We start from the raw sequence: 21,510 nt of genomic DNA on the forward strand, positions 1-21,510 counted from the left end.
AGAGTAGCGGGCAGCGGTCGTGACTTCGGTTCTCGGCTCACGCCGAGGTGTGCTCCCGAACACAGCGACAGGCGGCGCAAGTGTGAGATTTCCCGGCAATTAGACTCGGCCTGTATCTCGCCGACATCCAGCAACGCCGGCTTTCGCTTCCGACCTGCCCGGCCGAAAGGACTCTGGTATTCCCGTGACCAGCCACGTCGATACCGTCAGCAACGCCGCGGCCACCTCGGACCACCCGCAGCCCTACAAGGAACTCGGCCTCAAGGACGATGAGTACGCCCGGATCAAGGAGATCCTGGGCCGGCGTCCCACCGATGCCGAGCTCGCCATGTACTCGGTGATGTGGTCGGAGCACTGCTCCTACAAGTCTTCCAAGGTGCACCTGCGCTACTTCGGTGAGACCACCACCGAAGAGATGAAGAAGTCGATGCTCGCGGGCATCGGCGAGAACGCGGGTGTGGTGGACATCGGCGGCGGCTGGGCGGTGACCTTCAAGGTCGAGTCGCACAACCACCCCTCGTATGTGGAGCCCTACCAGGGCGCGGCCACCGGCGTCGGCGGCATCGTGCGCGACATCATGGCCATGGGCGCCCGCCCGATCGCGGTGATGGACCAGCTGCGCTTCGGTGCGGCCGATCACCCGGACACCCGGCGCGTGGTCGACGGTGTGGTGCGCGGCGTCGGCGGTTACGGCAACTCGCTGGGCCTGCCGAATGTGGGCGGCGAGACCGTGTTCGACTCGTCCTACCAGGGCAATCCGCTGGTGAACGCGCTGTGCGCGGGCGTCATGCGGGTCGAGGACCTGCACCTGGCCTTCGCCTCCGGCCAGGGCAACAAGATCATCCTGTTCGGCGCGCGGACCGGTCTCGACGGCATCGGCGGCGTGTCCGTGCTGGCCTCGGACACCTTCTCCGGCGACGAATCCGGTTCCGGCCGTAAGAAGCTCCCGAGCGTCCAGGTCGGCGACCCGTTCGCCGAGAAGGTCCTCATCGAGTGCTGTCTCGAGCTGTACCACGCCGGACTGGTGGTCGGCATCCAGGACCTCGGCGGCGCCGGACTGTCCTGCGCCACCTCGGAACTCGCGGCGGCCGGCGACGGCGGCATGCACATCGAACTGGACCAGGTGCCGCTGCGCGCCGCCAATATGACTCCCGCCGAGATCCTTTCGAGCGAGTCGCAGGAGCGCATGTGCGCGGTCGTCACCCCCGAGAACGTGGACGCCTTCATGGCCGTCTGCAAGAAGTGGGACGTCACCGCCACCGTCATCGGTGAGGTCACCGACGGCGAGCGACTGATCATCACCTGGCACGGCGAGACCGTGGTGGACGTGCCGCCGCGCACCGTCGCCCACCAGGGCCCGGTCTACGAGCGCCCGGTCGAGCGTCCCGCGGATCAGGATGCGCTGAACGCGGATTCAGCCGCGCGCCTGAACCGGCCCAAGACCGGCGACGAGCTGCGTGACACCCTGCTGAAGATGCTGGCCAGCCCGCAGCTGTGCTCGCGCAAGTGGATCACCGAGCAGTACGACCGCTACGTGCGCGGCAACACCGTGCTCGCCGAGCACGCCGACGCCGGTGTCATCCGCATCGACGAGGAGACCGGTCGCGGCATCGCGCTGGCCACCGACGCCTCGGGCCGCTACACCAAGCTGGACCCGTACACCGGCGCACAGCTGGCACTGGCCGAGGCCTTCCGCAATGTCGCCGTCACCGGCGCCACCCCGAAGGCCGTCACCAACTGCCTCAACTTCGGCTCCCCGGAGGACCCGGGTGTCATGTGGCAGTTCCAGCAGGCCGTGCGCGGCCTCGCGGACGGCTGTGCGGCCCTGGGCATTCCGGTCACCGGCGGCAATGTGTCCTTCTACAACCAGACCGGCCAGACCGCCATCCTGCCGACCCCGGTGGTGGGTGTGCTCGGCGTCATCGACGACGTGCACCGCCGCATCCCGACCGGCCTGGGCACCGAGCCGGGCGAGACCCTCATCCTGCTCGGCGAGACCCGCGACGAGCTGGACGGCTCCATTTGGGCGCAGGTCGAGCACGACCACCTCGGCGGTCTGCCGCCCCAGGTCGACCTGGCCCGCGAGCAGCTGATCTCCGAGATCCTCGTCTCGGGTTCCCGCGATGGCATGGTCTCCGCCGCCCACGACGTCTCCGAGGGCGGCCTGATCCAGACCGTCGTGGAGGCCGCGCTGGCCGGCGAAACCGCCTGCCGCATCATTATTCCCGAGGGCGCCGACCCGTTCGTCACCCTCTTCTCCGAGTCCGCGGGCCGCGTCCTGGTGGCCGTGCCGCGCTCGGAGGAGACCCGCTTCACCAAGATGTGCGACGCCCGCGGCCTGCCGTGGGCCCGCATCGGCGTGGTCGACGACGGCTCGGACTCGGTGGAGGTCCAGGGCCAGTTCAGCGTGAAGCTCGACGACCTGCGCGCCGCCCACGAGGGCACCCTCCCGGCCCTGTTCGGCACCTCCGACCACTGATCCGGCGGCTCGCCAGAGACAACGACGCCCGCCGAATCCGGTACTCCTCGTACCGGATTCGGCGGGCGTTCTCGTTCTCAGCGCCGCGCGATTACTGGGACAGGCTGCTCAGCAGCGGGCCGATGACCGGAATCGAGTTCGCGCTACCCGTTCCGCCGGAGGCCGGGGTCGGTGTGCAGCTGGCTCCAGTGGGAGCGGTCTGAACGACGTTGATGTTGGGAAGCATGTCATCGATGATGGCGTTGGGCCCGAGCGTCGGGTCGTAGGCGTACGCCACGAGGGTTGTGGCTCCTACATAGGTAGGCGTCCATTTCACGGTCATACCCTGGCCTGCGACGTATGGCAGAGTGGCGATTTGGGTGTTGGTACCCTGCGGATACGGCGCCCACTGGAACGTGATGTCCTGGTAGCCCGACGCCTGGGCCATGAGGGCCGTGGCATCGGCGGCGGCCAGCGTGATGGTGTACGTGGTGCCGACGCAGTAGGCCTGTGAGGCCTGAAGCTGCAAGGTGGAGACCACCCCCGCGGACGCGGTCGCGGCTGTCACGATCGTGGCCACCCCTGCCGCTGCCATGGCAGCGAACCCGACACTCGATCGACCGAGGACCGACATTTTCATACTTCGTTTCTCCACTTGTGAAAGCCCCCTGTTTATCAAGAGGAACGGTGCAGCTTATCCAGGGCGGTGAACCTTCCGTCGGAAAACAGACAGTCGTATCGTGCTCGCGCGCAGTGATTTTCGACATAATCGCCCGCAGCCCGTGGACATGACGAGAGACCGCCGGACCCCTCGTTCGGCGGGCTCTCGTCGTCCTGGGCCGGACGGGTCAGTTGATTTTGAAGGGGTCGTGCTCGGCCATCAGTTTTTCCATGCGGGCCTCGTCGATGCGGTGGTGGACCTTCGAGGATTCGTGTTGGTCGCGGATCACCTTTGCGAGGGTGAAGCAGCTGCTCACCAGGAACAGGGTTGCCATCAACAGGAATCCGCGCTGCCAGATGTCGAGGGGGAGATAGGCGATGCCGATGACCAAGGCGGAGAAGCTGATTCCGAAGGCGATCATGGCCTGAGCCAGAAACGCGGTGGTGCTCTTGGTTTGTGCGCTCGGGGTGCTCATGGTGTGTGAGTCTGTCGGGGTTCGCGGCGGATCGACCGAGTACTACTACTCGAGGGAGCTGGGTAGATGCCGTGCCCGACACGCCGGTGCGATGGTCCCTCTCACACCCGGGGGTCCTCGGATTCCGGCCGGTTGCGTCCATACTTGACGGGTGCCGGACTCCGTCGACGCCTTCACGCGGTTGCGCACGCGCGGCACCGTGCTGTATTTGCGCGGGGTGGTGGCGTACCGGAAACGGTTCCGGCGCGGCTGGGGTCGCAAGGTCGCGGTGTTCGCGCGCCGGGTCGAGGACATCATCGATCTCAATCACACCGGCCTCGTGGTGGCCACCCTCTTCTTCGCGTGGTCGGTGACGCCGTCGCTGGTGCCGCGCGACTGGCTGTTCCAGGGTTTGATCTCCGGCCTCAATGCCGCCATCGGTTACGGCGTGGGTTGTGTGCTGCAGTGGTTGTTCCGCAAGTGGATTCGGCCGCGCATCAAGATCGCCACCCCACCCGAGTGGGCGCGCTACGTGATCAAGGTCGCCGTCGTGGTCGTCTGCATTTTGGTCGCGGGCTACATGCTCGTGCTGTCCGCCGACTGGCAGCGCGAGATCACCACCCTCATGGGGATGGAGGGCACCACCCGGGCCGCGTATCTGCGTACGGGCGGGCTGAGTTTCGCGGTCGGCGCGCTGGTGGTGGCGGTCTACCGCACGCTGCGCGAGGTCGTGCGATTCCTGGCGCGGCTGCTCAGCCGCTGGGTGCGGGTGCCGCCCACGTTCGCGCCCGCCACCGGCGCGCTGCTGCTCACCGTGCTCATCGTGACGCTGTTCAACGGGGTCGCCACCCGCGCCTTCTTCGCGGTCGCCAACTCGGCGTTCAGCGTTCGCAATGACAAGGTGACCGAATACGCGGTGCAACCGGCCGAACCCGAGCGTTCGGGCAGTCCGGCCTCGCTGGCCAAGTGGGAGACGCTGGGGTCGGAGGGCCGCTGGTTCGTCTCGCACGGACCCGATCCCATGCTGATCAGCGCCGTCACGGGAAAGCCCGCGCGCGTACCGATCCGGGTGTACGTCGGGTTGCAGTCGGCGGGCAAGGACACCGCCGAGGAGGACCTGGCGGTCGCCGAACTCGAGCGCACCGGGGCCTTCGACCGCAAGGTGCTGGTGCTGGCCACCACCACCGGCACCGGCTGGGTGAACGGGGAGGCGGCGTCCGCCATCGAGTACATGTGGGGCGGGGACACCGCCATCGTGGCCTCGCAGTACTCGTATCTGCCGAGCGTGCTGTCGTTCCTGGCGGACCGGCAGAAGGTCGCGATCAACGGTCGGAAGATGTTCGACGCGGTGTACCAGCGCTGGTCGCAGCGGCCGCCCGAGCATCGGCCCAAGCTGCTGGTGTACGGGGAGAGCCTCGGCTCCCAGGGCTCCGAATCCGCCTTCGACGGCCTGGCCGACCTGCGCTCCAAGGTGGACGGCGCGCTGTGGGTGGGCCCGCCCAACTCGAATCGCCTGTGGCAGCAGTTCGTTCAGCGCCGTGATCCGGGTACCCGCCAGGTGGATCCCATCTACGCCGACGGCCTGGTGGTCCGATTCGCCGCCACCGCCGCCGATCTGGGCAAACCCTCGGCCGACTGGCGCAAACCGCGCATCGCCTATCTTCAGCACCCGTCCGACCCCATCGTCTGGTGGTCCTCGGATCTCATCTTCTCCCAACCGGATTGGCTCTCGGAGCCGCGCGGCGCGGACGTCTCGCCCCAGATGCGCTGGTGGCCCTTCGTCACCTTCTGGCAGGTCGTCGCCGATCTCACCAATGCCCAGGGCGTCAGCGACGGTCACGGCCACAACTACGGCTCCCTGGTACTGGACGGCTGGGCCGCCGTCGCCGCCCCACCCGACTGGGACCAGGATCTCGGCGAACGTATCCGCACCCAGATCGAACTCGCGGAGGCGTACGAGCGGGCGGTGAAATAGCCGTGCTCGCCACGGCCCGCGCCCTGCTGCGCCCGAAACCCCTTGCCGCGGCGGCGCTCCCGCTGCTGTGGAGCAACCGTGCACTGCCCGCGCTCGACCTGGACATTCGCGGCCGCACCGTCGCCAACACCGTCTTCGCCGCCGCGTACGCCCTCGCCTTCCGCGGCGATCCGAACTGGCTGTCCCCGCGCGGCCTGCGCACCGGCGCCCTCGCGGCCGGGCTGGTCCTCTCCGGATACGCGGCGGCCCTGGCCATGCCCGCGACCCGCCGCCACCTCGCCGAACTCGCCGACCGCGGCCCGGGGGTCTCCACCGTCGAATGGACCGCCCTGCACATCCCGGGCGGCACCGTTCTCACCGAGGAGCTCATCTACCGGGCCACCCTCACGCCGCTCCTGGAGCGGGCGTCCGGGCGTCCGGGAATCGCCCTCGGCGCATTGACCTTCGGCCTCTCCCACATCCAGCCCGCCCGTGCCGCAGCCGATCCCGTCCCCGCCACCGTTGCGCTCACCACCGCCGCCGGTCTGCTCTTCGATCGACTCCGCCGCCGCACCGGCAGTGCCAGCGCCCCGGCCCTGCTGCACCTGGCGCTCAACGCCGGAGGAGCCCTCGCCCCGGAAGCCGCCCGACGTCTCGGGCGGCGGTAGCCTCGCGGCATGGCGCGACGAGGTGCGGTGGATCCGGCGGAGGTGCGGGCGGCGGTAGCGGTGGTGGGGGAGTGGCTGCGCGATGAATCCACCGCGGCCCCGGCCCGAGCCGAGCTCGCGGCGGCGGTGCGGGGGACGGCGCGGGCGCTGGCGGCGGATGCGCCGGGGCATTCGGTCGAGGTGCGGGTGCCGCCGTTCGTGGCCGTGCAGTGCATCGAGGGGCCGCGGCACACCCGGGGGACGCCGCCGAATGTTGTCGAAACCGACGCGCGCACTTGGCTTCTGCTGGCCACGGGGCTGCTGGGTTTCGATGCCGCGCGCGAGTCCGGGGCGCTGTCCGCCTCCGGCAACCGGGCGGCCGAAGTCGCGCGGTGGCTACCGGTGACCGGCGTCTAGGCGTCCGCGGGCCTGGCGTGCTTGCCGTTGCCGGCAGTCTCCACCGGCTTGCGCTCCAAGCCCTTCCGGTCGTAGAAGCGGGTGATGAACAGGCCGCCGACGACGCCGATGGTCAGGCCGAGCACCGCCATCCATGCGCCGCGGGTGAGCCCGGCCTGGCCGTTGCCGTAGAAGTACAGGATCGAGCGGGTGCCCAGGAAGACCTGGTGCATCGGCTCGAACTTGGCCAGCCAGCCGAAGTATTTGGGTGTCGCCTCGATCGGAATGGTGCCGCCGGAGGAGGGCAGGCCCAGGATGATGAAAATGATCAGATTGATGATCAGGCCCGCCGTGCCGACCGCGGCCAGCATCGAGGTGCAGGTGAAGCCGACCGCGACGATCACCAGCGTGCCGTAGATGAACAGCAGCAGCGGTCTGTCGATCGGCATGCCGAGCGCGGCCGCGATGCCCATCAGCGCACCCGAGACCGCCAGCGCCATCACCACCACCGCCGACCATTTGATGAGCAGCGTCCTCACCCGGGAGATCGATGCGCGTGGATAGTGCACGTACCACGGACCCCACTCGGTCGGCAGGAATCCGAGGGCCGAATCGATGAGCTGGTGGATGATCATCGCCCCGACCATGCCGACCAGCAGGAGCAGCAGGCTGTAGAAGAACGCGGTCAGGCCTTCGCCGGAACCGCCGGGCAGCGGCCGGAATTGGTCGACGACGATGTTCAGGGGCTGCGCCAGCACCAGTCGGGTGGCCGCGGTGAGCTCGGTCGGGGGCGCGCCCGGGGGCGGCGTCAGCTGCGCCTTCACCTGGTCGGTCAGCTGCTGCCCGACCAGAGCGTTCACCTGGGTGAGAGCTCGGTCACCGAATTTCTGCACCACCGCGGTGGCGAACGCGCCGGTGCGCGGATTGGTCTGCAGCGTGATCACCGGTTTGGCGATGTCGCCGGGCACCACGCTGCCGACACCCAGAATGCCGAGCCGCTTGGAGAAGTCGGACGGAATGATGATCGTGCCGTACACCCGAGCGGACTGCATCTGCAGCTGCGCCTCGTTGATGCCGAGCACCCGCAGATCGATCTGGTCCGACGGCACCGCCTGCTGCAGACCGTCGGAGACCTGATCGCCGAAGTTGACGTGCTTGCCGCCGATATCGTCGCCGACATCCTGATTCACCAGGGCGATCGGAAAGTCGTGCAGATTCTTCTCCGGATCGACCACGTAATCGAGGTACATGACGCCCAGCAGCGAGGCGAGCAGGGTGACCACCACAATGGGAAACACCCACCTGAACGGGCTCAGATGCCTGCGTCGTGGAGCGGTTTCCGTACTGCCGGTGTTCTCGGTGCTCGCCACGGTCGAACGCTAACAGCAATCCGCCTGCCACCCCCGTTATCCCAACGGTGGGTTGCCTTGCGGTTACCCGTAGAATGGCGAACGCCCCCCGCCCGCCGAACAGGGAGCAAACGGTGAATCTCCCCTCCGCCACCACCACCTCCGACCAGGACGAGAACGAACCGCGCGAAGAGTGCGGTGTCTTCGGTGTCTGGGCACCGGGCGAAGATGTGGCAAAGCTCACTTATTACGGACTTTATGCATTGCAGCACCGCGGTCAGGAGGCGGCGGGCATCGCCGTCGCCGACGGCTCACAGGTGCTGGTTTTCAAGGATCTCGGCCTGGTCAGCCAGGTCTTCGACGAACAGACCCTGGCCGCTATGCCCGGCCACGTGGCCGTCGGCCACTGTCGTTACTCCACCACGGGTTCCACCACCTGGGAGAACGCGCAGCCGATCTTCCGCACCACCGCGGTCGGTACCGGAATCGCGCTGGGCCACAATGGAAATCTGGTCAATACCGCCGAATTGAGTACGCGGGCACGGGAACTCGGACTGGTCACCGGCCGCCTGGCGGGCAATGTGGCCGCCACCTCCGACTCCGATGTGATGACCGCGCTGCTGGCGCACGCGGCCGCCGACAAGAGCATCGAGCAGGCGGCCATGGAGTTGCTGCCGACGCTGCAGGGTGCCTTCTGTCTCACCTTCATGGACGAGCACACCCTCTACGCCGCCCGTGACCCGCACGGGGTGCGCCCGCTGTGCCTGGGCCGGCTGGACCGTGGCTGGGTCGTAGCCAGTGAGACCGCCGCCCTCGACATCGTCGGCGCGTCCTTCGTGCGCGAGATCGAACCGGGCGAGCTGCTCGCCATCGACGCCGACGGGGTCCGCTCGCTGCGCTTCGCCAATCCGACGCCCAAGGGCTGCGTCTTCGAATTCGTGTACCTGGCCCGGCCCGACTCCACCATCTCCGGCCGATCGGTGCACGCCACCCGCGTGGACATCGGCCGCCGCCTGGCCGCCGAGCATCCGATCGACGCCGACCTGGTCATCCCGGTGCCGGAGTCCGGCACCCCGGCCGCCGTCGGCTACGCGCAGGGCTCCGGCGTGCCCTACGGCCAGGGCCTGATGAAGAACGCCTACGTGGGCCGCACCTTCATCCAGCCCAGCCAGACCATCCGCCAGCTCGGCATCCGGTTGAAGCTCAATCCACTACGCGAGGTGATCCGCGGTAAGCGGCTCGTCGTGGTGGACGACTCCATCGTGCGCGGCAACACCCAGCGGGCCCTGATCCGCATGCTCCGCGAGGCGGGCGCGTTGGAGATCCACGTGCGCATCGCCTCCCCGCCGGTCAAGTGGCCCTGCTTCTACGGCATCGACTTCGCCTCGCGCGCGGAGCTGATCGCCAATGGCGCGGGCCCCGAGGGCATCGAGGGCGAGAGCCTCGACGACATGGTGGAGGGCGTGCGCCGCTCCATCGGCGCGGACAGCCTCGGCTACATCTCGCTCGAGGGCATGGTCGCCGCCACCGAGCAGCCGCGCTCGCGGCTGTGCTGCGCCTGCTTCGACGGCGACTACCCGATCGCGCTGCCGGCGGAGAACGCCATCGGCAAGAACGTGCTCGAGGGCATGCTGTCCGGCGCGACCGAGACCGAGCTGCTGGCGGACAATGTCAATGCCTCGGCGCTGAGTCGCCCGTAGGCACAAGCGCTGAGTCGCCCATAGGCACAAGCGCTGAGTCGCCCGTAAGCACAAGCATTCACGGTGCCCGTTCGCGTAATTGCGAACGGGCACCGTATTTTTTTCCGCTCCGAACAGGGAAATCCGGTGGCGCAGTTGCGACATGGGCGTCCTGGGGCGGATGGCTCGATTTGTGTACTGATTGTTCCGAAACGCAACACGCCGGTTATAACCGGTCGATACTGTGCCCAGCCAAAGGATGTCCACCGCGGCGCGGCGGGACCGTGACCCGGCCGCTGCGCTGCGCTTCGAGAGCAGGGCAGTATGCGCGCGAGAAGAGTTGCGGCAGTGGGATTTGCGGGACTAGCGGTGCTGGCGGTCGCCGGCTGCGGTTCGGGAAAGACGTCGGACAGCGGTGGGGGAGCGGGAATCCTGGTCGGCACCACCGACAAGGTCACCTCACTGGATCCGGCCCGGGCCTACGACAACGGCTCACTGCTGGCGGAAACTCAGGTCTACCAATTCCTGATGAACTTCCCGGCGGGCGAGGCGGTGCCGAAACCCGATGCCGCCGACAAGTGCGAGTTCACCTCGCCGACCGTCTACTCCTGCACGCTCAAACCCGGATTGAAATTCGCCAACGGTGATCCGCTCACCGCGCAGAGCGTGAAGTTCTCCTTCGACCGCATGGTGAAGATCGACGACCCGCAGGGCCCGAAGGCGCTGCTGGACAACCTCGATCACACCGACGCCCCCGACGACAAGACCGTCGCCTTCACCCTCAAGAAGGGCAACGACCAGACCTTCCCGGCCATCCTGCCCACCCAGGCGGCGGCCATCGTGGACGAGAAGGTCTTCCCCGCCGACAAGGTGCTCGCCGACGAGGACATCGTGAAGGCGAAGCCGTTCTCCGGTCCGTACACCATCACCAGCTACGACAAGAACAAGCTGGTCGAGTTCAAGTCCAACCCGGACTACAACGGGCTGTTCGGCAAACCCAAGACCGACGCGGTCACGGTGAAGTACTACGCCGAGGCGGCGAACCTGAAACTCGATGTGCAGCAGGGCAATATCGACGTCGCCTGGCACACCCTCACCCCGACCGACCTGGATTCGCTGAAGACCAGCGACAAGGTGACCGTGCACCAGTCGCCCGGTGGTGACACCCGCTACATCGTGTTCAACCTCAATACCCAGCCCGGCGGCAATCCGGCTCAGAAGCTGGCCGTGCGCAAGGCCGTCGCCGTCTCCGTCGACCGCGAGGCGCTGGCCACCAGTGTGTTCAAGGGCACCTGGGCCCCGCTGTATTCGCCGGTGCCCAAGGGCGTTCCGGGCGGCACCGAGGCCCTGAAGGACATCTACGGCGCGTTGCCGAACAAGGACGCGGCCGCCAAGCTCCTCGCCGACGCGGGCGTGGCCACGCCGGTCGAACTGAACCTGCAGTACACCACCGAGCACTACGGGACCGTTAGCTCCGAGGAGTACGCCGCCGTCAAGAGCCAGCTCGAGGCCACCGGGCTGTTCAAGGTGAATCTGCAGTCCACCGAATGGGTCGCCTACCAGAAGGCCCGCTCCACCGACGGCTACCCGGTCTTCCAGTTCGGCTGGTTCCCGGACTACCCGGACGCCGACGACTACCTGCGCCCCTTCTTCACCGAGGACAACTTCCTGCGCAACCACTTCGGCGATCCGAAGATCACCGCCGAGCTGAACGCCGAACTGACCGAACCGGATCCGGCCAAGCGGACCGCCGCGCTCGCCACCGTGCAGCACGACCTGATGGCCGACTTCCTGCCCATCGTGCCGCTGCTCACCGGCAACCAGATCGCGGTGGCGGGCAAGAACATCCAGGGCGTGGACAACACCCTGGACCCCTCCTCCAAGTTCCGCTTCGGCGTGCTGAGCAAGTAGTCGGATGGTGACGACCACCGAACCCGAGGGCGGGCCGGCGATCCCGGCCCGCCCGGCGGGTACACGAACGCACCGCAGGTTCTTCCCGGCCCGCCGCGGCGACACCCGCTACGGCGCGCTGGCGCGGTACCTCGGGGTGCGAGCCCTGCTCATCATCCCCACCACCTGGATCCTGGTGACCCTGGTCTTCTTCCTGATGCGGGTGATCGGCGATCCCATCACCGCCGCGCAGGGTGGGCGGCTCACGCCCGAGGAATTGCAGCGGCGCAAGGAGGCCGCCGGACTCACCCGGCCCATCCTCACCCAGTACCGGGACTACCTGTCCGGCCTGCTGCGCGGGGATTTCGGCCGCTCCCAGGACAATCGGGCGATCAGCGACGTCATCGTCACCTATGGTGCGGCCACGCTGGAACTGGTGTTCTGGGCGCTCCTGGTCGCCTTCGCGGTGGGTGTGCCGCTGGGCAGATACGCGGCCACCAAACGGGATTCGGCCGCCGACGTGAGCCTGCGGTTGTTCGCGATCCTGGTGTACGCGGCCCCGGTGTTCTTCGTGGGCCTGCTGTTGAAGCTGATCTTCGCGGTCAAGCTGGGCTGGCTGCCCGTGGCCGGGCGGGCGAGTACAACCGTTGAGCTGCAGCTGCAGCACGTGTCGCCCAGGACCAACATCATGATCGTCGACGCGATCCTCTACGGCGACCCCGGGAACATCGTCGACGTGCTGAAACACGCGGTGCTGCCGGCGATCGCGCTGGGCCTGCTCACCGCGGGAGTATTCCTGCGGCTGGTGCGGATCAACCTGATCCAGACCCTGCGCTCGGGCTACGTGGAGGCCGCCCGGGCCCGCGGCCTGTCCGACCGCGTCGTCACCGGACGGCACGCCTTCCGCAATGCCCTCATCCCGGTGGTCACCGTCATGGGCATGCAGATCGCCATGATGCTGGGCGGCGCGGTGCTCACCGAAACCACCTTCGAATGGAAGGGATTGGGCTACCAGCTCGCCACCTACCTGCAGGCGCGCGACTTCGTGGCGGTACAGGGCATCGTCGCGTTCATCGCCATCGTGGTGGCCGTCATGAGCTTCCTGGTGGACCTGATCGTGGCGCTGATCGACCCGAGGGTGAGGTTCTGATGACCGTCATCGAAACCGGCGTGCGGGCGCCGGTCCCGCCGACCCGCTCCCGGCTGCGGATCCCCGGAACGGCCCTGGTGCGCATGACCTCCGGGCTACAGCGGGCCACGCTGCTGCTCGGGCTGGCTCTGGTCGCGGGGTTCATCCTGGTGGCCGTCTTCGCGCCCCTGCTGGCGCCCTACGGATTCGCGCAGAACGCCTCCGGCGGCGTCGATTTCGCGCGGCAGCAGGCGCCGTCGGCCGCGCACTGGTTCGGCACCTCGGTACGCGGCGAGGACGTGCTCTCCCGGGTCATCTTCGGGGCGCGCACCGCGCTGTCGGTGATCGCGGTATCGCTGGTGCTGTCGCTCATCGTCGGCGTGCCGCTGGGCCTGGTGTCCGGCTACCTCGGGCGCTGGGTGGACCGTGTGCTGGTGCTGTTCATGGACGCCATGTACGCGTTCCCGTCGCTGCTGCTGGCCATCGTGGTGTCGATCGTGGTGTCCGGCGGGCAGTCCAGCAGCTTCGGCGGCATCCTGTCGGCGGCCATCGCCATCACCGTCATCTTCGTGCCGCAGTACTTCCGGGTGGTGCGCAACGCCACCATCTCGGTGAAACAGGAACCGTACGTGGACGCCGCGCGCGTCACCGGTGCGTCCACGCTGCGAATCCTGTTCCGGCACATTCTCGCCAATGTCACCCAGTCGCTGCCGGTGCTCATCACCCTCAATGGCGCGGAGGCCATCCTCACGCTGGCCGGGCTGGGCTTCCTCGGCTTCGGCATCGAACCCACCCAGGCCGCCGAATGGGGTTACGACCTCAACAAGGCGCTGGCCGATGTCTCCAACGGCATCTGGTGGACCGGCGTGTTCCCCGGCGCCGCCATCGTGATCGTGGTGCTCGGCATGACCCTGGTCGGCGAGAGCCTCAACGAGGTGCTCAACCCGCTGCTGCGCACCCGCCGCGCCGCCACCGCGGCCGCCACCGAGACCGAGCCCGAGCCCGCGGCCACCGAGCCCGCGGCCACCGAGCCTGCGGCCGCCGAATCCGCGGCCACCGAACCCGCGCAGGAGGCGGCCGATGCCTGAACCCGTCCTGTCCTTCGACTCCCTCACCGTCACCTTCGCCACCGACGCGGGTGCCGTCACGGCCGTGAAAAACGTGTCCTACCAGGTGTATCCGGGTGAGGTGCTGGCCGTGGTCGGCGAATCCGGCTCCGGTAAATCGGTCAGCTCGCGCACCGCCATGGGACTGCTGCCGCCCACCGCCGACGTCCGCGGGCACGTCCTGCTGGGCGCCAAAGCGATCACCAGGATGAGCGAGAAGGAACTCACCGCGGTGCGCGGCGGAGCCGTCTCCATGATCTTCCAGGAGCCCGGCGCGGCCCTGGACCCGCTGTTCACTGTCGGCTTCCAGATCGGTGAGGCGCTGCGGGCGCACTCCGGCATGAAGCGGAAACCGGCCCGCGCCAAGGCGATCGAACTGCTGCGCGCCGTCGGGCTGCCCGACCCCGAGGCGCGGGTGGACTACTACCCGCACCAGCTCTCCGGCGGCCAGAAACAGCGTGTGGTGATCGCCATCGCCATCGCCTGCGAGCCCCGGGTGATCATCGCCGATGAACCCACCACCGCCCTCGACGTCACCGTCCAAGCCGAAATCCTGGAACTACTCCGGGATCTGCGCGACCGCATCGGCGCGGCCATCGTGCTCATCACCCACAATATGGGCGTCGTCGCCGACCTCGCCGACCGCGTGGTGGTGATGCGCGAGGGGCGCATCGTCGAAGAGGCTCCAGTGGAAAAGCTGTTCGCCGAACCCGAACACGAATACACCCGTGCCCTCCTGGCCGCGGTACCGAAACTGCATGTGCTGCCGGACAACTGGGAAGCTGCGGAGTATCCCGGTGACAGCGCATCGGCCGCTGGGGTCGAGGCCAGAACCGACTCCACACCCGTAGCCGGGGCGGCGCTGGCGAGAACGATTGTCCGCGAACCCATCCCGGCCGATGCCGCCACCGTGCTCGAGGTCTCCGGCCTGGTGGTGGAGTTCCCGGCCCCACTCGGCCGCCCGTCCTTCCGGGCCGTGAACGAGGTCGGCCTCACCCTGCGCCGCGGCGAAACCCTCGGCCTGGTTGGAGAATCCGGCTCCGGCAAGTCCACCATCGGCCGCTGCGTGGCCGGTCTGCAGCGGCCCACCGCGGGCAGTGTCCGGGTGCTCGGCACCGATATCGCGGGCCTCTCCGAACGCCGGCTGCGGCCCATCCGCCGCCGCTTCGGCTTCGTCTTCCAGGACCCGGCCACTTCCCTCAACCCGCGCCTCACCATCGGCGACTGTGTGGCCGAACCGCTGCTGGTGCACAAACAGGCCAAGGGCGCGCCCGCCCGCGACCGCGTCCGCCGCCTCCTCGACGACGTGCAGCTCCCGGCCGGGGTGGAAAAGCGCTACCCGCACGAGCTTTCCGGAGGCCAGCGCCAGCGCGTCAGCCTGGCCCGGGCCCTGGTGCTCAATCCCGACCTGCTGGTCGCCGACGAACCCACCAGCGCCCTGGACGTCTCGGTGCAGGCCCGGGTGCTCGAGCTGTTCGCCGGTCTCCAGCGCGAGTTCGGCTGGGCCTGCCTGTTCATCAGCCACGACCTCGCCGTGGTGGATCAGCTGGCCGATCGGATCGTGGTGCTGCGCAACGGCACCGTCATCGAACAGGGCACCAACGACGACATCCTCCGCAACCCGCGCGAGTACTACACCCGCCGACTGGTCGCTGCCGTCCCGGTTCCCGACCCGGTGGAGCAACGGCGTCGGCATCGTTACGAAACGTGACAACGAATCTCGTAGCGCTATGGGTAACTCACCGGGTACGTCCAAAATAGATTTGGCACCCAGCCGCCGGCACGGGTGCTGGAGTCCGACGGCTCTTTGTCTCCCGCTGAATTCTCGGGGAGGCGGGTGATCCCGCTGAGTTCTCGAGGAGGCGGGTGAGCTAGCGTGAGCAGGCATCATTCCATCGATTCGGCTTGGAGCTCTCTCCGACAATGACTGAACAGATCCCCAGCGGTGCCGGTGCCTCGTACGCGGCGGCCGGCGTCGATATCGAAGCCGGTGACCGCGCAGTCGAGCTGTTCGCTCCCCTGGCCAAGAAGGCCAGCCGCCCCGAAGTACAGGGCGGACTCGGCGGCTTCGCGGGACTGTTCGCACTGAAGGGCGGCTACAAGGAGCCCCTGCTCGCCGCCTCCACTGACGGCGTCGGCACCAAGATCGCGGTCGCCCAGGCCCTCGACAAGCACGACACCGTCGGCCTCGACCTGGTCGCCATGGTCGTCGACGACCTGGTGGTCTGCGGCGCCGAACCGCTGTTCCTGCAGGACTACATCGCCGTCGGCAAGGTGGTCCCGGAACGCGTCGCGCAGATCGTCTCCGGTATCGCCGAGGGCTGCGTCATCGCTGGCTGCGCCCTGCTGGGCGGCGAGACCGCCGAGCACCCGGGCCTGATGGGCGTCGACGACTACGACCTGTCCGCCACCGGCGTCGGCGTGGTCGAGGCCGACGCCGTGCTCGGCCCGGACCGCGTCCGCCCCGGCGACGTGGTGATCGGCATGGGCGCCTCCGGGCTGCACTCCAACGGCTACTCGTTGGCCCGCAAGGTGCTGCTCGACATCGACCGGATGTCCCTCACCGGGCACGTGGAGGAATTCGGCCGCACCCTCGGCGAGGAACTGCTCGAGCCGACCAAGATCTACGCCAAGGACTGCCTGGCCCTGATCGCCGAGACCGACGTCCGCACCTTCTGCCACGTGACGGGTGGCGGCCTGGCTGCCAACCTGGCCCGCGTGCTCCCCGCCGGCCTGGTCGCCGAGCTGGATCGCGGCACCTGGAACCCGGCCCCGGTCTTCAAGATGATCGCCCAGCGCGGCCGTGTCGAGCGGGCCGAGATGGAGAAGACCTTCAACATGGGCGTGGGCATGGTCGCCGTCGTCGCCCCCGAGGACGCCGACCGAGCCCTCGCTGTCCTCACCGCCCGCCACATCGACTGCTGGACCCTCGGCACGGTGAAGAAGGCCAAGGACGCCGACGCCGCCCGCGCCGTCCTGGTGGGAGACCACCCGCGCTTCTGAGCGCCGGACAGCAACACAAACGAAGGGCCCCGGCCACTCTGGAGAGTGGCCGGGGCCTTCGCTATATCCGGCGGCTAGCCAAATCGCCCGTCTCCCAACGTGACAACTGAATTCGTTTCGGTGAGGGTAACTCGTCGGGTACGTCCAGAGTCGGATCGGCACTCGACCGGCGGCACGCGTGCCGAATTAGCTACGGCTCCCCAGCCGTGCGCCAAAGGCGCGGAGCGGCGGGGGAGCCGTCAGTGCTGCTGGCAAATCGTCAGCGCAGCGTGCTTCTCGACTCAAAACGACGTGCTAAAGGGGGAAGCCCATCGGCCTCCCCCTGCAGTACGTCGAAATATCCGAGTCAGCGACGCCAGTCGTCGTAGCTGTCTTCTTCTTCCCAGCTCGACCGCGATTCGCTCGCGTCATGCTCTTCGGAAAGCACACCACTCCGCTGTGTGTCGGAGGCACTCCCCGACAGCTCGCGCTGAAGGCTCGTGAAGTCGGTCGACGGCGAGCTGTACTTGAGCTCCCGTGCAACCTTGGTCTGCTTTGCCTTAGCCCGGCCACGGCCCATGGCTGACCCCCTCGCGTCACTGCGGGGCGGCCTGGGGTGGGTTTGGCGGCCCCGTTCGAATTAATACTCTTCCTGACGAACACTTTAGCGTGTGTCCGGCGGTCGCGCTTCCAGGAGTGGGGGATAAACGTCCCGGGGCCGGGCCCGGTGGTCTCCGGGCCCGCGCGAAAAGGTTGCCGACCGGGGCTACAGCACCCCGGGAATCGCTCTGACGATGCCCACCCGGGCTCCGCCGCCGAGCACGGCGGGGGCCGCCAGCTCGGCGTGCTCGTCGGTCCACGGCACCCCCATACGCTGGAGAATGGCCAGCGTCAGGGGAAGTCGCGCGCGATCGGCGCCGTCATCGATCTTGTAGGCGAAGGCCGAACCGTCCGGTAGCGCGCCGGCGTGCACCCCGTCCGCGCCGATCTTGCACACCAGGCCGGGGGTCGCGGTCATCACCCGGAAATCGGGACCATCCGTGCCGGAAATCACTCGCGGATGCGCGCGAATCGCGTCCGCGAGACGGCGTTCCGGGCTGCCCTCGGGCGCGGTGGCGAAGGTCGCGTAGGCGCGCGCCAGATTCACCAGCGACACCGGCACGATCGGCAGACCGCAGCCGTCGATGCCCAGATCGCTCTCCGGTTCACCGGTCACCTCGCCGACCGTCTCCAGCACGGCCCGCTGCAGCGGGTGCCCGACCTCGAGATAGCCGCGGGTGGGCCAGTCGTTGATCCGGCAGGTCGCGAGCATGGCGGCATGCTTGCCGGAGCAGTTCATGTAGACGCGGCGGGACGCCTTCGCACGGTCACGCCCGGCCAGTGCCTGCGCCCGGGCGTGCTCCTCGAACGGCAGATCGGGCGGGCACTCGAGATCGTCCTCGGTGAAGCCGAAGCGCTCCAGCAAACGCTGCACCAGCTTCACGTGATCGGCCTCGCCGAAGTGCGAGGCGGTGACGATGGCCAGCTCGGCATCGTCCACCGGCTCGAAACCGTTGCGCAGCAGGGTGAGTGCCTGCATCGGCTTGTTGGTGGAGCGCGGGAAGATCGGGCCGTGTACCGCGCCCACCGCGACCAGCGGCTCGCCGTCCGGGCGCAGCACCACCGCCGATCCGCGGTGCACGCACTCCCGGAACCCGGACCGCACCACCTCGACCAGATCGACGCTCATGGTGGGGCTCCCCTCGGAAGTCGGTGTCATCGGGCGGCCGCTCCGGCGTGACGGCGGCGGTGGCGATCGATCTGCATGCGGACGTCGTCGGAGATGGTGGGTTCGGCCTCGGCCAGCAGCTCCAGGCGGGCCGGGTCGGCACCGGTGAACAGGTCACGGACGGTGATCCCGTGCTCGGGCACGTACACCACCCGCACCTCGTCGCCCGCGCCGATCGCGCCCTCGGTGAGCACGCGCAGATAGGCGCCCGTATTCGCCTGTGCGGTGAAGCGTTTCACCCACTGCGGTTCGCCGGAGCGCCACTGGAAGGTGGAGCACGGGACGCGCGGGGCGGACACCTCGAGCAGGGTGTCGCCGATGGCCCAGCGTTCGCCGATGACCGCGTCGCTCACGGGCAGGCCGGTCAGGCGCAGGTTCTCACCGAACCAGCCCGCGTCCAGGTCCCGGCCGAGCTCGGTGGCCCAGCGCCGCGCGTCCTCCTCCGCGTAGGCGTAGACGGCCTGGTCCACGCCGCCGTGATGTTTGGTGTCGCACACGTGATCGCCGTCCAGCCCCAGCGCCCGGACCGGAACCCGGTGCGGCAGCGGACGTTTGTCGATGGCGGTGCGGCCCACCTTGGCGGACCGGGTGGGCAGCTCCAGTTCGGCGTACACCACGCAGACGGCCAGCACCCGGCCGATCGGACCGGCGGCGTTCACCGGCCGCGCAGTTTCTCGACGGCGAGCCGGCCGGCCTGCGGCTCGTCGTGGGCGGGTACCGAATCCGGGTCGATGGCCGCCGCGCACGGGCCCGCCACCAGGGCGGTGTCGGCCGGGATGGTGCGTTTGATCAGGGCTAGGGCGATCGGGCCGAGTTCGTAGTGGTCGATCACGGTGCCCAGGACGCCGACGGCCCGGCCGCCCGCGGTCACAGGGTCGCCGGTCTCGGGGCGGGAATCCGCGGAACCGTCCAGGTGCAGCAGCACCAGGTGCCGAGGCGGCTTGCCGAGGTTGTGCACCCGGGCCACCGTCTCCTGGCCGCGGTAGCAGCCCTTGTTCAGGTGCACCGCACCGTGTTCGGCGGGGCCGCCGATCCAGTTCACCTCGTGCGGGATGGTGCGGTCGTCGGTGTCGACGCCCAGGCGCGGGCGCAGCGCGGCCACCCGTAGCGCCTCGAACGCCCACAGTCCCGCGGCCGCCGCGCCCGCGTCGCGCAGCCGCGCCCACCAGGTGGCCAGCTGTTCGCGGGGGACGATCAGGTCGAAGGAGTCCGCGGTGGGCCAGGGCATGCGGCGCAGGAAACCGCCGCCGGGCAGGGGGACCGCGCGATAGGTGCCGGGAAGGGCTGGGACGCCGAGGGTTTCGGTGAGCTCGGCCACACCCGGGCCCAGCAGGCTCAGCACCGCATGGTCGTTCGCGTCAACGGGTTTGGCGTCGGCCCAGAACACCATCTTCTGCAGGAAGCTCAGCAGCTCGGGGCCGCGCACGCCCTCGGTGTCGATCCACACCGTGCCGTCCAGGTCGGTGAGCACGAAGTGGTTGAGCACCCGGCCGTTCAGATCCAGGTCCAGATTCTCGGCCGATTCCCCGTCACCCAGATCGGCGACCGCCTGACTGGAGATGGTGTGCAGCCAGCTCAGCCGTTCCTTGCCGGTGATCGACAGCACGAATCGGTGGGAGCGATCGACCACCGCGACCCCGTGTATCGCCGTGCGCTGCTCGCCGAAGGGATCGCCGTAATGCCACGCGACCGGGGCATCCGGTGACTGCGGCAGCCCCGCGACAGCCCCTGGAACCTGCAGAATCGGACTGGGTGCAACCGATGTGGACACACTCCCACACTAACCCGCCTCTCCGAGCCTTCAGCGCACGGCTTCGGAGCCGTCGCCGGTTGGCACGCGTGCCGGCGGTCGGGAGCCGACCCGATTTTGGACGTACCGGTGAGTTACCCGGATCGGTGCGCGATCAGTTGTCGCGTTGGGAGACGGGACCGGGTGGCGTGATCAGGTCATGGGTGGGTTCGTCGTGCCCGGAACGATGTCGCCAATGGGCCGCGGGCAGGGGTTTACGGCGTGGCGGCGGGCGGGTTGACCGGCTGGGTGGCACGGTATGGCCGCCGGGGTCCTCGATCTGTCATAGGGTCGAGTCCATGGTGGAACGGGTTTTGGTGACACTCGACGGCGCGATCCGGGATCCGGACGCGCCGTTGTTGTATGCGGACGATATCGGGGTGCTGCGGGGGGACGGCATCTTCGAGACGGTGCTGGTGCGCGGGGGCGTGCCCGGTGCGCTGGAGCTGCATCTGGCCCGGCTGCGCCGCTCGGCGGAGGCGCTCGAGTTGCCCGTGCCGGATCTGGAGGCGTGGCGGTTCGCCGTGGAGCTGGCCGCCGAACAGTGGGGGAGCGAGCGCGAGGGGACGCTGCGCATGGTGCTCACCCGGGGACGTGACAGCGATCACGGAGCCGGTGGCGAACGAATGGCAAACGACAGTGGGGTATTGGCCGGCGCCGAACCGGCAACCACCGGTTACGTTTTCGTGGTGCCGGTCCCGGACCGCGTGGAAAAGGCGCGCACCGAAGGTGTTTCGGTGATCACGCTCTCGAAGGGCATCTCCATCGACGTGGCGCAGAACGCGCCGTGGCTGCTGCTGGGCGCGAAGAGCCTGTCCTATGCCACCAATATGTCCGCGCTGCGGTTCGCCCAGCGGATGGGCGCCGACGACGTCATCTTCACCAGCACCGAGCATCGGGTGCTGGAGGGGCCGCGCTCGACAGTCGTCGTGCAGCGCGACAACAAGCTCATCACCCCGCCCGCGCGCAATGGCGTGCTGCCCGGCACCACCCAGCGCGCGTTGTTCGCGCAGGCGGAGAAGGCGGGCTGGGAGTGCCTGTACGAGCCGCTGTTCACCGCCGACCTGATCACCGCCGACGCGGTCTGGATGCTGTCCTCGATCACCCTGGCCGCGCGGGTCAATTCGCTGGACGGTCTGCGCATGTCGGCGCCCGATAGTGCGAACGAGATCGTCGAGATGGTGAATCGCGGTATCGCGCTGCCGGGGAGCCTGTCGGACTGGTGATTCCGGCCGGGCCGTCGGTCCG

At 68.5% G+C, this 21,510-nt stretch carries 18 protein-coding genes; 11 read left to right on the forward strand and 7 right to left on the reverse strand.

The genetic code is table 11. From position 1 onward, the window contains the following. Window positions 1-184: 184 nt before the first annotated feature. Complete coding sequence (purL, locus tag ABZ909_RS14335) at window positions 185-2,479, forward strand: phosphoribosylformylglycinamidine synthase subunit PurL (protein ID WP_356998859.1); 2,295 nt, start codon at window positions 185-187, stop codon at window positions 2,477-2,479. 91 nt (window positions 2,480-2,570) lie between these two features. On the opposite strand, the gene ABZ909_RS14340 is transcribed toward purL, so the two are convergent. Both ABZ909_RS14340 and ABZ909_RS14345 read right to left on the reverse strand, forming a co-directional pair. Next, window positions 2,571-3,053: a hypothetical protein gene (locus ABZ909_RS14340; RefSeq protein ID WP_356998862.1), complete on the reverse strand. Its 483-nt coding sequence runs from the start codon at window positions 3,051-3,053 to the stop codon at window positions 2,571-2,573. 253 nt (window positions 3,054-3,306) lie between these two features. After that, window positions 3,307-3,594, reverse strand: a complete 288-nt coding sequence (locus ABZ909_RS14345) for a YiaA/YiaB family inner membrane protein (protein ID WP_356998865.1) — start codon at window positions 3,592-3,594, stop codon at window positions 3,307-3,309. Between the two features lie 151 nt (window positions 3,595-3,745). On the opposite strand from ABZ909_RS14345, the gene ABZ909_RS14350 reads away from it, so the two are divergent. The 3 genes from ABZ909_RS14350 to ABZ909_RS14360 are packed head-to-tail and all read left to right on the forward strand — an operon-like array spanning window position 3,746 to window position 6,591. Then, window positions 3,746-5,548, forward strand: coding sequence for an alpha/beta hydrolase (locus tag ABZ909_RS14350; protein WP_356998867.1), 1,803 nt, complete (start codon window positions 3,746-3,748; stop codon window positions 5,546-5,548). Window positions 5,549-5,550: 2 nt separating this feature from the next. Further along, window positions 5,551-6,195, forward strand: a complete 645-nt coding sequence (locus ABZ909_RS14355; protein ID WP_356998870.1) for a CPBP family intramembrane glutamic endopeptidase — start codon at window positions 5,551-5,553, stop codon at window positions 6,193-6,195. Window positions 6,196-6,204: 9 nt separating this feature from the next. Further along, window positions 6,205-6,591 (forward strand): sterol carrier family protein, encoded by a 387-nt coding sequence (locus ABZ909_RS14360; RefSeq protein WP_356998872.1) that lies wholly within the window; start codon window positions 6,205-6,207, stop codon window positions 6,589-6,591. On the opposite strand, the gene ABZ909_RS14365 is transcribed toward ABZ909_RS14360, so the two are convergent. Then, entirely contained in the window at window positions 6,588-7,886 is a 1,299-nt protein-coding gene (locus ABZ909_RS14365) for an ABC transporter permease (protein WP_356999253.1), read from the reverse strand. The genes ABZ909_RS14360 and ABZ909_RS14365 overlap by 4 nt on opposite strands. 128 nt (window positions 7,887-8,014) lie before the next feature. Here ABZ909_RS14365 and purF point away from each other — a divergent pair, with 128 nt between their 5' ends. From purF to purM, 6 genes are all read left to right on the forward strand, one after another. Further along, on the forward strand, window positions 8,015-9,619 hold the full coding sequence (purF, locus tag ABZ909_RS14370; RefSeq protein WP_356998874.1) for an amidophosphoribosyltransferase: 1,605 nt from the start codon (window positions 8,015-8,017) through the stop codon (window positions 9,617-9,619). A gap of 303 nt (window positions 9,620-9,922) precedes the next feature. Beyond that, entirely contained in the window at window positions 9,923-11,509 is a 1,587-nt protein-coding gene (locus ABZ909_RS14375; RefSeq protein WP_356998877.1) for an ABC transporter substrate-binding protein, read from the forward strand. A 118-nt stretch (window positions 11,510-11,627) separates the two neighbouring features. Then, window positions 11,628-12,638 (forward strand): ABC transporter permease, encoded by a 1,011-nt coding sequence (locus ABZ909_RS14380; protein ID WP_356999255.1) that lies wholly within the window; start codon window positions 11,628-11,630, stop codon window positions 12,636-12,638. After that, window positions 12,638-13,705, forward strand: coding sequence for an ABC transporter permease (locus ABZ909_RS14385; protein ID WP_356998880.1), 1,068 nt, complete (start codon window positions 12,638-12,640; stop codon window positions 13,703-13,705). Before ABZ909_RS14380 ends, ABZ909_RS14385 begins: the two co-directional genes overlap by 1 nt. Next, the gene (locus ABZ909_RS14390) at window positions 13,698-15,434 is read left to right on the forward strand and encodes an ABC transporter ATP-binding protein (RefSeq protein ID WP_356998882.1); all 1,737 of its coding nucleotides are present in this window, start codon (window positions 13,698-13,700) and stop codon (window positions 15,432-15,434) included. Before ABZ909_RS14385 ends, ABZ909_RS14390 begins: the two co-directional genes overlap by 8 nt. A 212-nt stretch (window positions 15,435-15,646) precedes the next feature. Continuing rightward, window positions 15,647-16,726: a phosphoribosylformylglycinamidine cyclo-ligase gene (gene purM / locus ABZ909_RS14395; protein ID WP_356998884.1), complete on the forward strand. Its 1,080-nt coding sequence runs from the start codon at window positions 15,647-15,649 to the stop codon at window positions 16,724-16,726. A gap of 346 nt (window positions 16,727-17,072) precedes the next feature. Here purM and ABZ909_RS14400 read toward each other — a convergent pair whose 3' ends face one another. The 4 genes from ABZ909_RS14400 to ABZ909_RS14415 form a co-directional block, all read right to left on the reverse strand. Continuing rightward, complete coding sequence (locus ABZ909_RS14400) at window positions 17,073-17,285, reverse strand: DUF3073 domain-containing protein (RefSeq protein ID WP_083868555.1); 213 nt, start codon at window positions 17,283-17,285, stop codon at window positions 17,073-17,075. Window positions 17,286-17,471: 186 nt separating this feature from the next. Then, the gene (locus tag ABZ909_RS14405; RefSeq protein WP_356998886.1) at window positions 17,472-18,434 is read right to left on the reverse strand and encodes an asparaginase; all 963 of its coding nucleotides are present in this window, start codon (window positions 18,432-18,434) and stop codon (window positions 17,472-17,474) included. Between the two features lie 26 nt (window positions 18,435-18,460). Beyond that, window positions 18,461-19,132 (reverse strand): MOSC domain-containing protein, encoded by a 672-nt coding sequence (locus ABZ909_RS14410; protein ID WP_356998889.1) that lies wholly within the window; start codon window positions 19,130-19,132, stop codon window positions 18,461-18,463. Beyond that, a complete protein-coding gene (locus ABZ909_RS14415; protein ID WP_356998892.1) occupies window positions 19,129-20,244 on the reverse strand; it encodes a folate-binding protein in 1,116 nt (371 codons plus the stop codon). The genes ABZ909_RS14410 and ABZ909_RS14415 overlap by 4 nt, the downstream gene beginning before the upstream one ends. Window positions 20,245-20,561: 317 nt before the next feature. Between ABZ909_RS14415 and ABZ909_RS14420 the strand changes: the two genes are divergently transcribed. Then, window positions 20,562-21,488, forward strand: coding sequence for an aminodeoxychorismate lyase (locus tag ABZ909_RS14420; RefSeq protein WP_356998895.1), 927 nt, complete (start codon window positions 20,562-20,564; stop codon window positions 21,486-21,488). The last annotated feature ends 22 nt before the right edge of the window (window positions 21,489-21,510 follow it).

Origin of the sequence: Nocardia sp. NPDC046763, assembly GCF_040645495.1 — a bacterium.
Lineage (GTDB): Bacteria > Actinomycetota > Actinomycetes > Mycobacteriales > Mycobacteriaceae > Nocardia.

Excerpts from the sequence above, each read along its gene's own strand:
- purF (WP_356998874.1), top strand. The coding sequence starts at position 8,015 with ATGGCGAACGCCCCCCGCCCGCCGAACAGGGAGCAAACGGTGAATCTC.
- ABZ909_RS14340 (WP_356998862.1), bottom strand. The coding sequence starts at position 3,053 with ATGGCAGCGGCAGGGGTGGCCACGATCGTGACAGCCGCGACCGCGTCC.
- ABZ909_RS14375 (WP_356998877.1), top strand. The coding sequence starts at position 9,923 with ATGCGCGCGAGAAGAGTTGCGGCAGTGGGATTTGCGGGACTAGCGGTG.
- ABZ909_RS14345 (WP_356998865.1), bottom strand. The coding sequence starts at position 3,594 with ATGAGCACCCCGAGCGCACAAACCAAGAGCACCACCGCGTTTCTGGCT.
- ABZ909_RS14390 (WP_356998882.1), top strand. The coding sequence starts at position 13,698 with ATGCCTGAACCCGTCCTGTCCTTCGACTCCCTCACCGTCACCTTCGCC.
- ABZ909_RS14385 (WP_356998880.1), top strand. The coding sequence starts at position 12,638 with ATGACCGTCATCGAAACCGGCGTGCGGGCGCCGGTCCCGCCGACCCGC.
- ABZ909_RS14405 (WP_356998886.1), bottom strand. The coding sequence starts at position 18,434 with ATGAGCGTCGATCTGGTCGAGGTGGTGCGGTCCGGGTTCCGGGAGTGC.
- ABZ909_RS14400 (WP_083868555.1), bottom strand. The coding sequence starts at position 17,285 with ATGGGCCGTGGCCGGGCTAAGGCAAAGCAGACCAAGGTTGCACGGGAG.
- ABZ909_RS14420 (WP_356998895.1), top strand. The coding sequence starts at position 20,562 with ATGGTGGAACGGGTTTTGGTGACACTCGACGGCGCGATCCGGGATCCG.
- ABZ909_RS14360 (WP_356998872.1), top strand. The coding sequence starts at position 6,205 with ATGGCGCGACGAGGTGCGGTGGATCCGGCGGAGGTGCGGGCGGCGGTA.
- purM (WP_356998884.1), top strand. The coding sequence starts at position 15,647 with ATGACTGAACAGATCCCCAGCGGTGCCGGTGCCTCGTACGCGGCGGCC.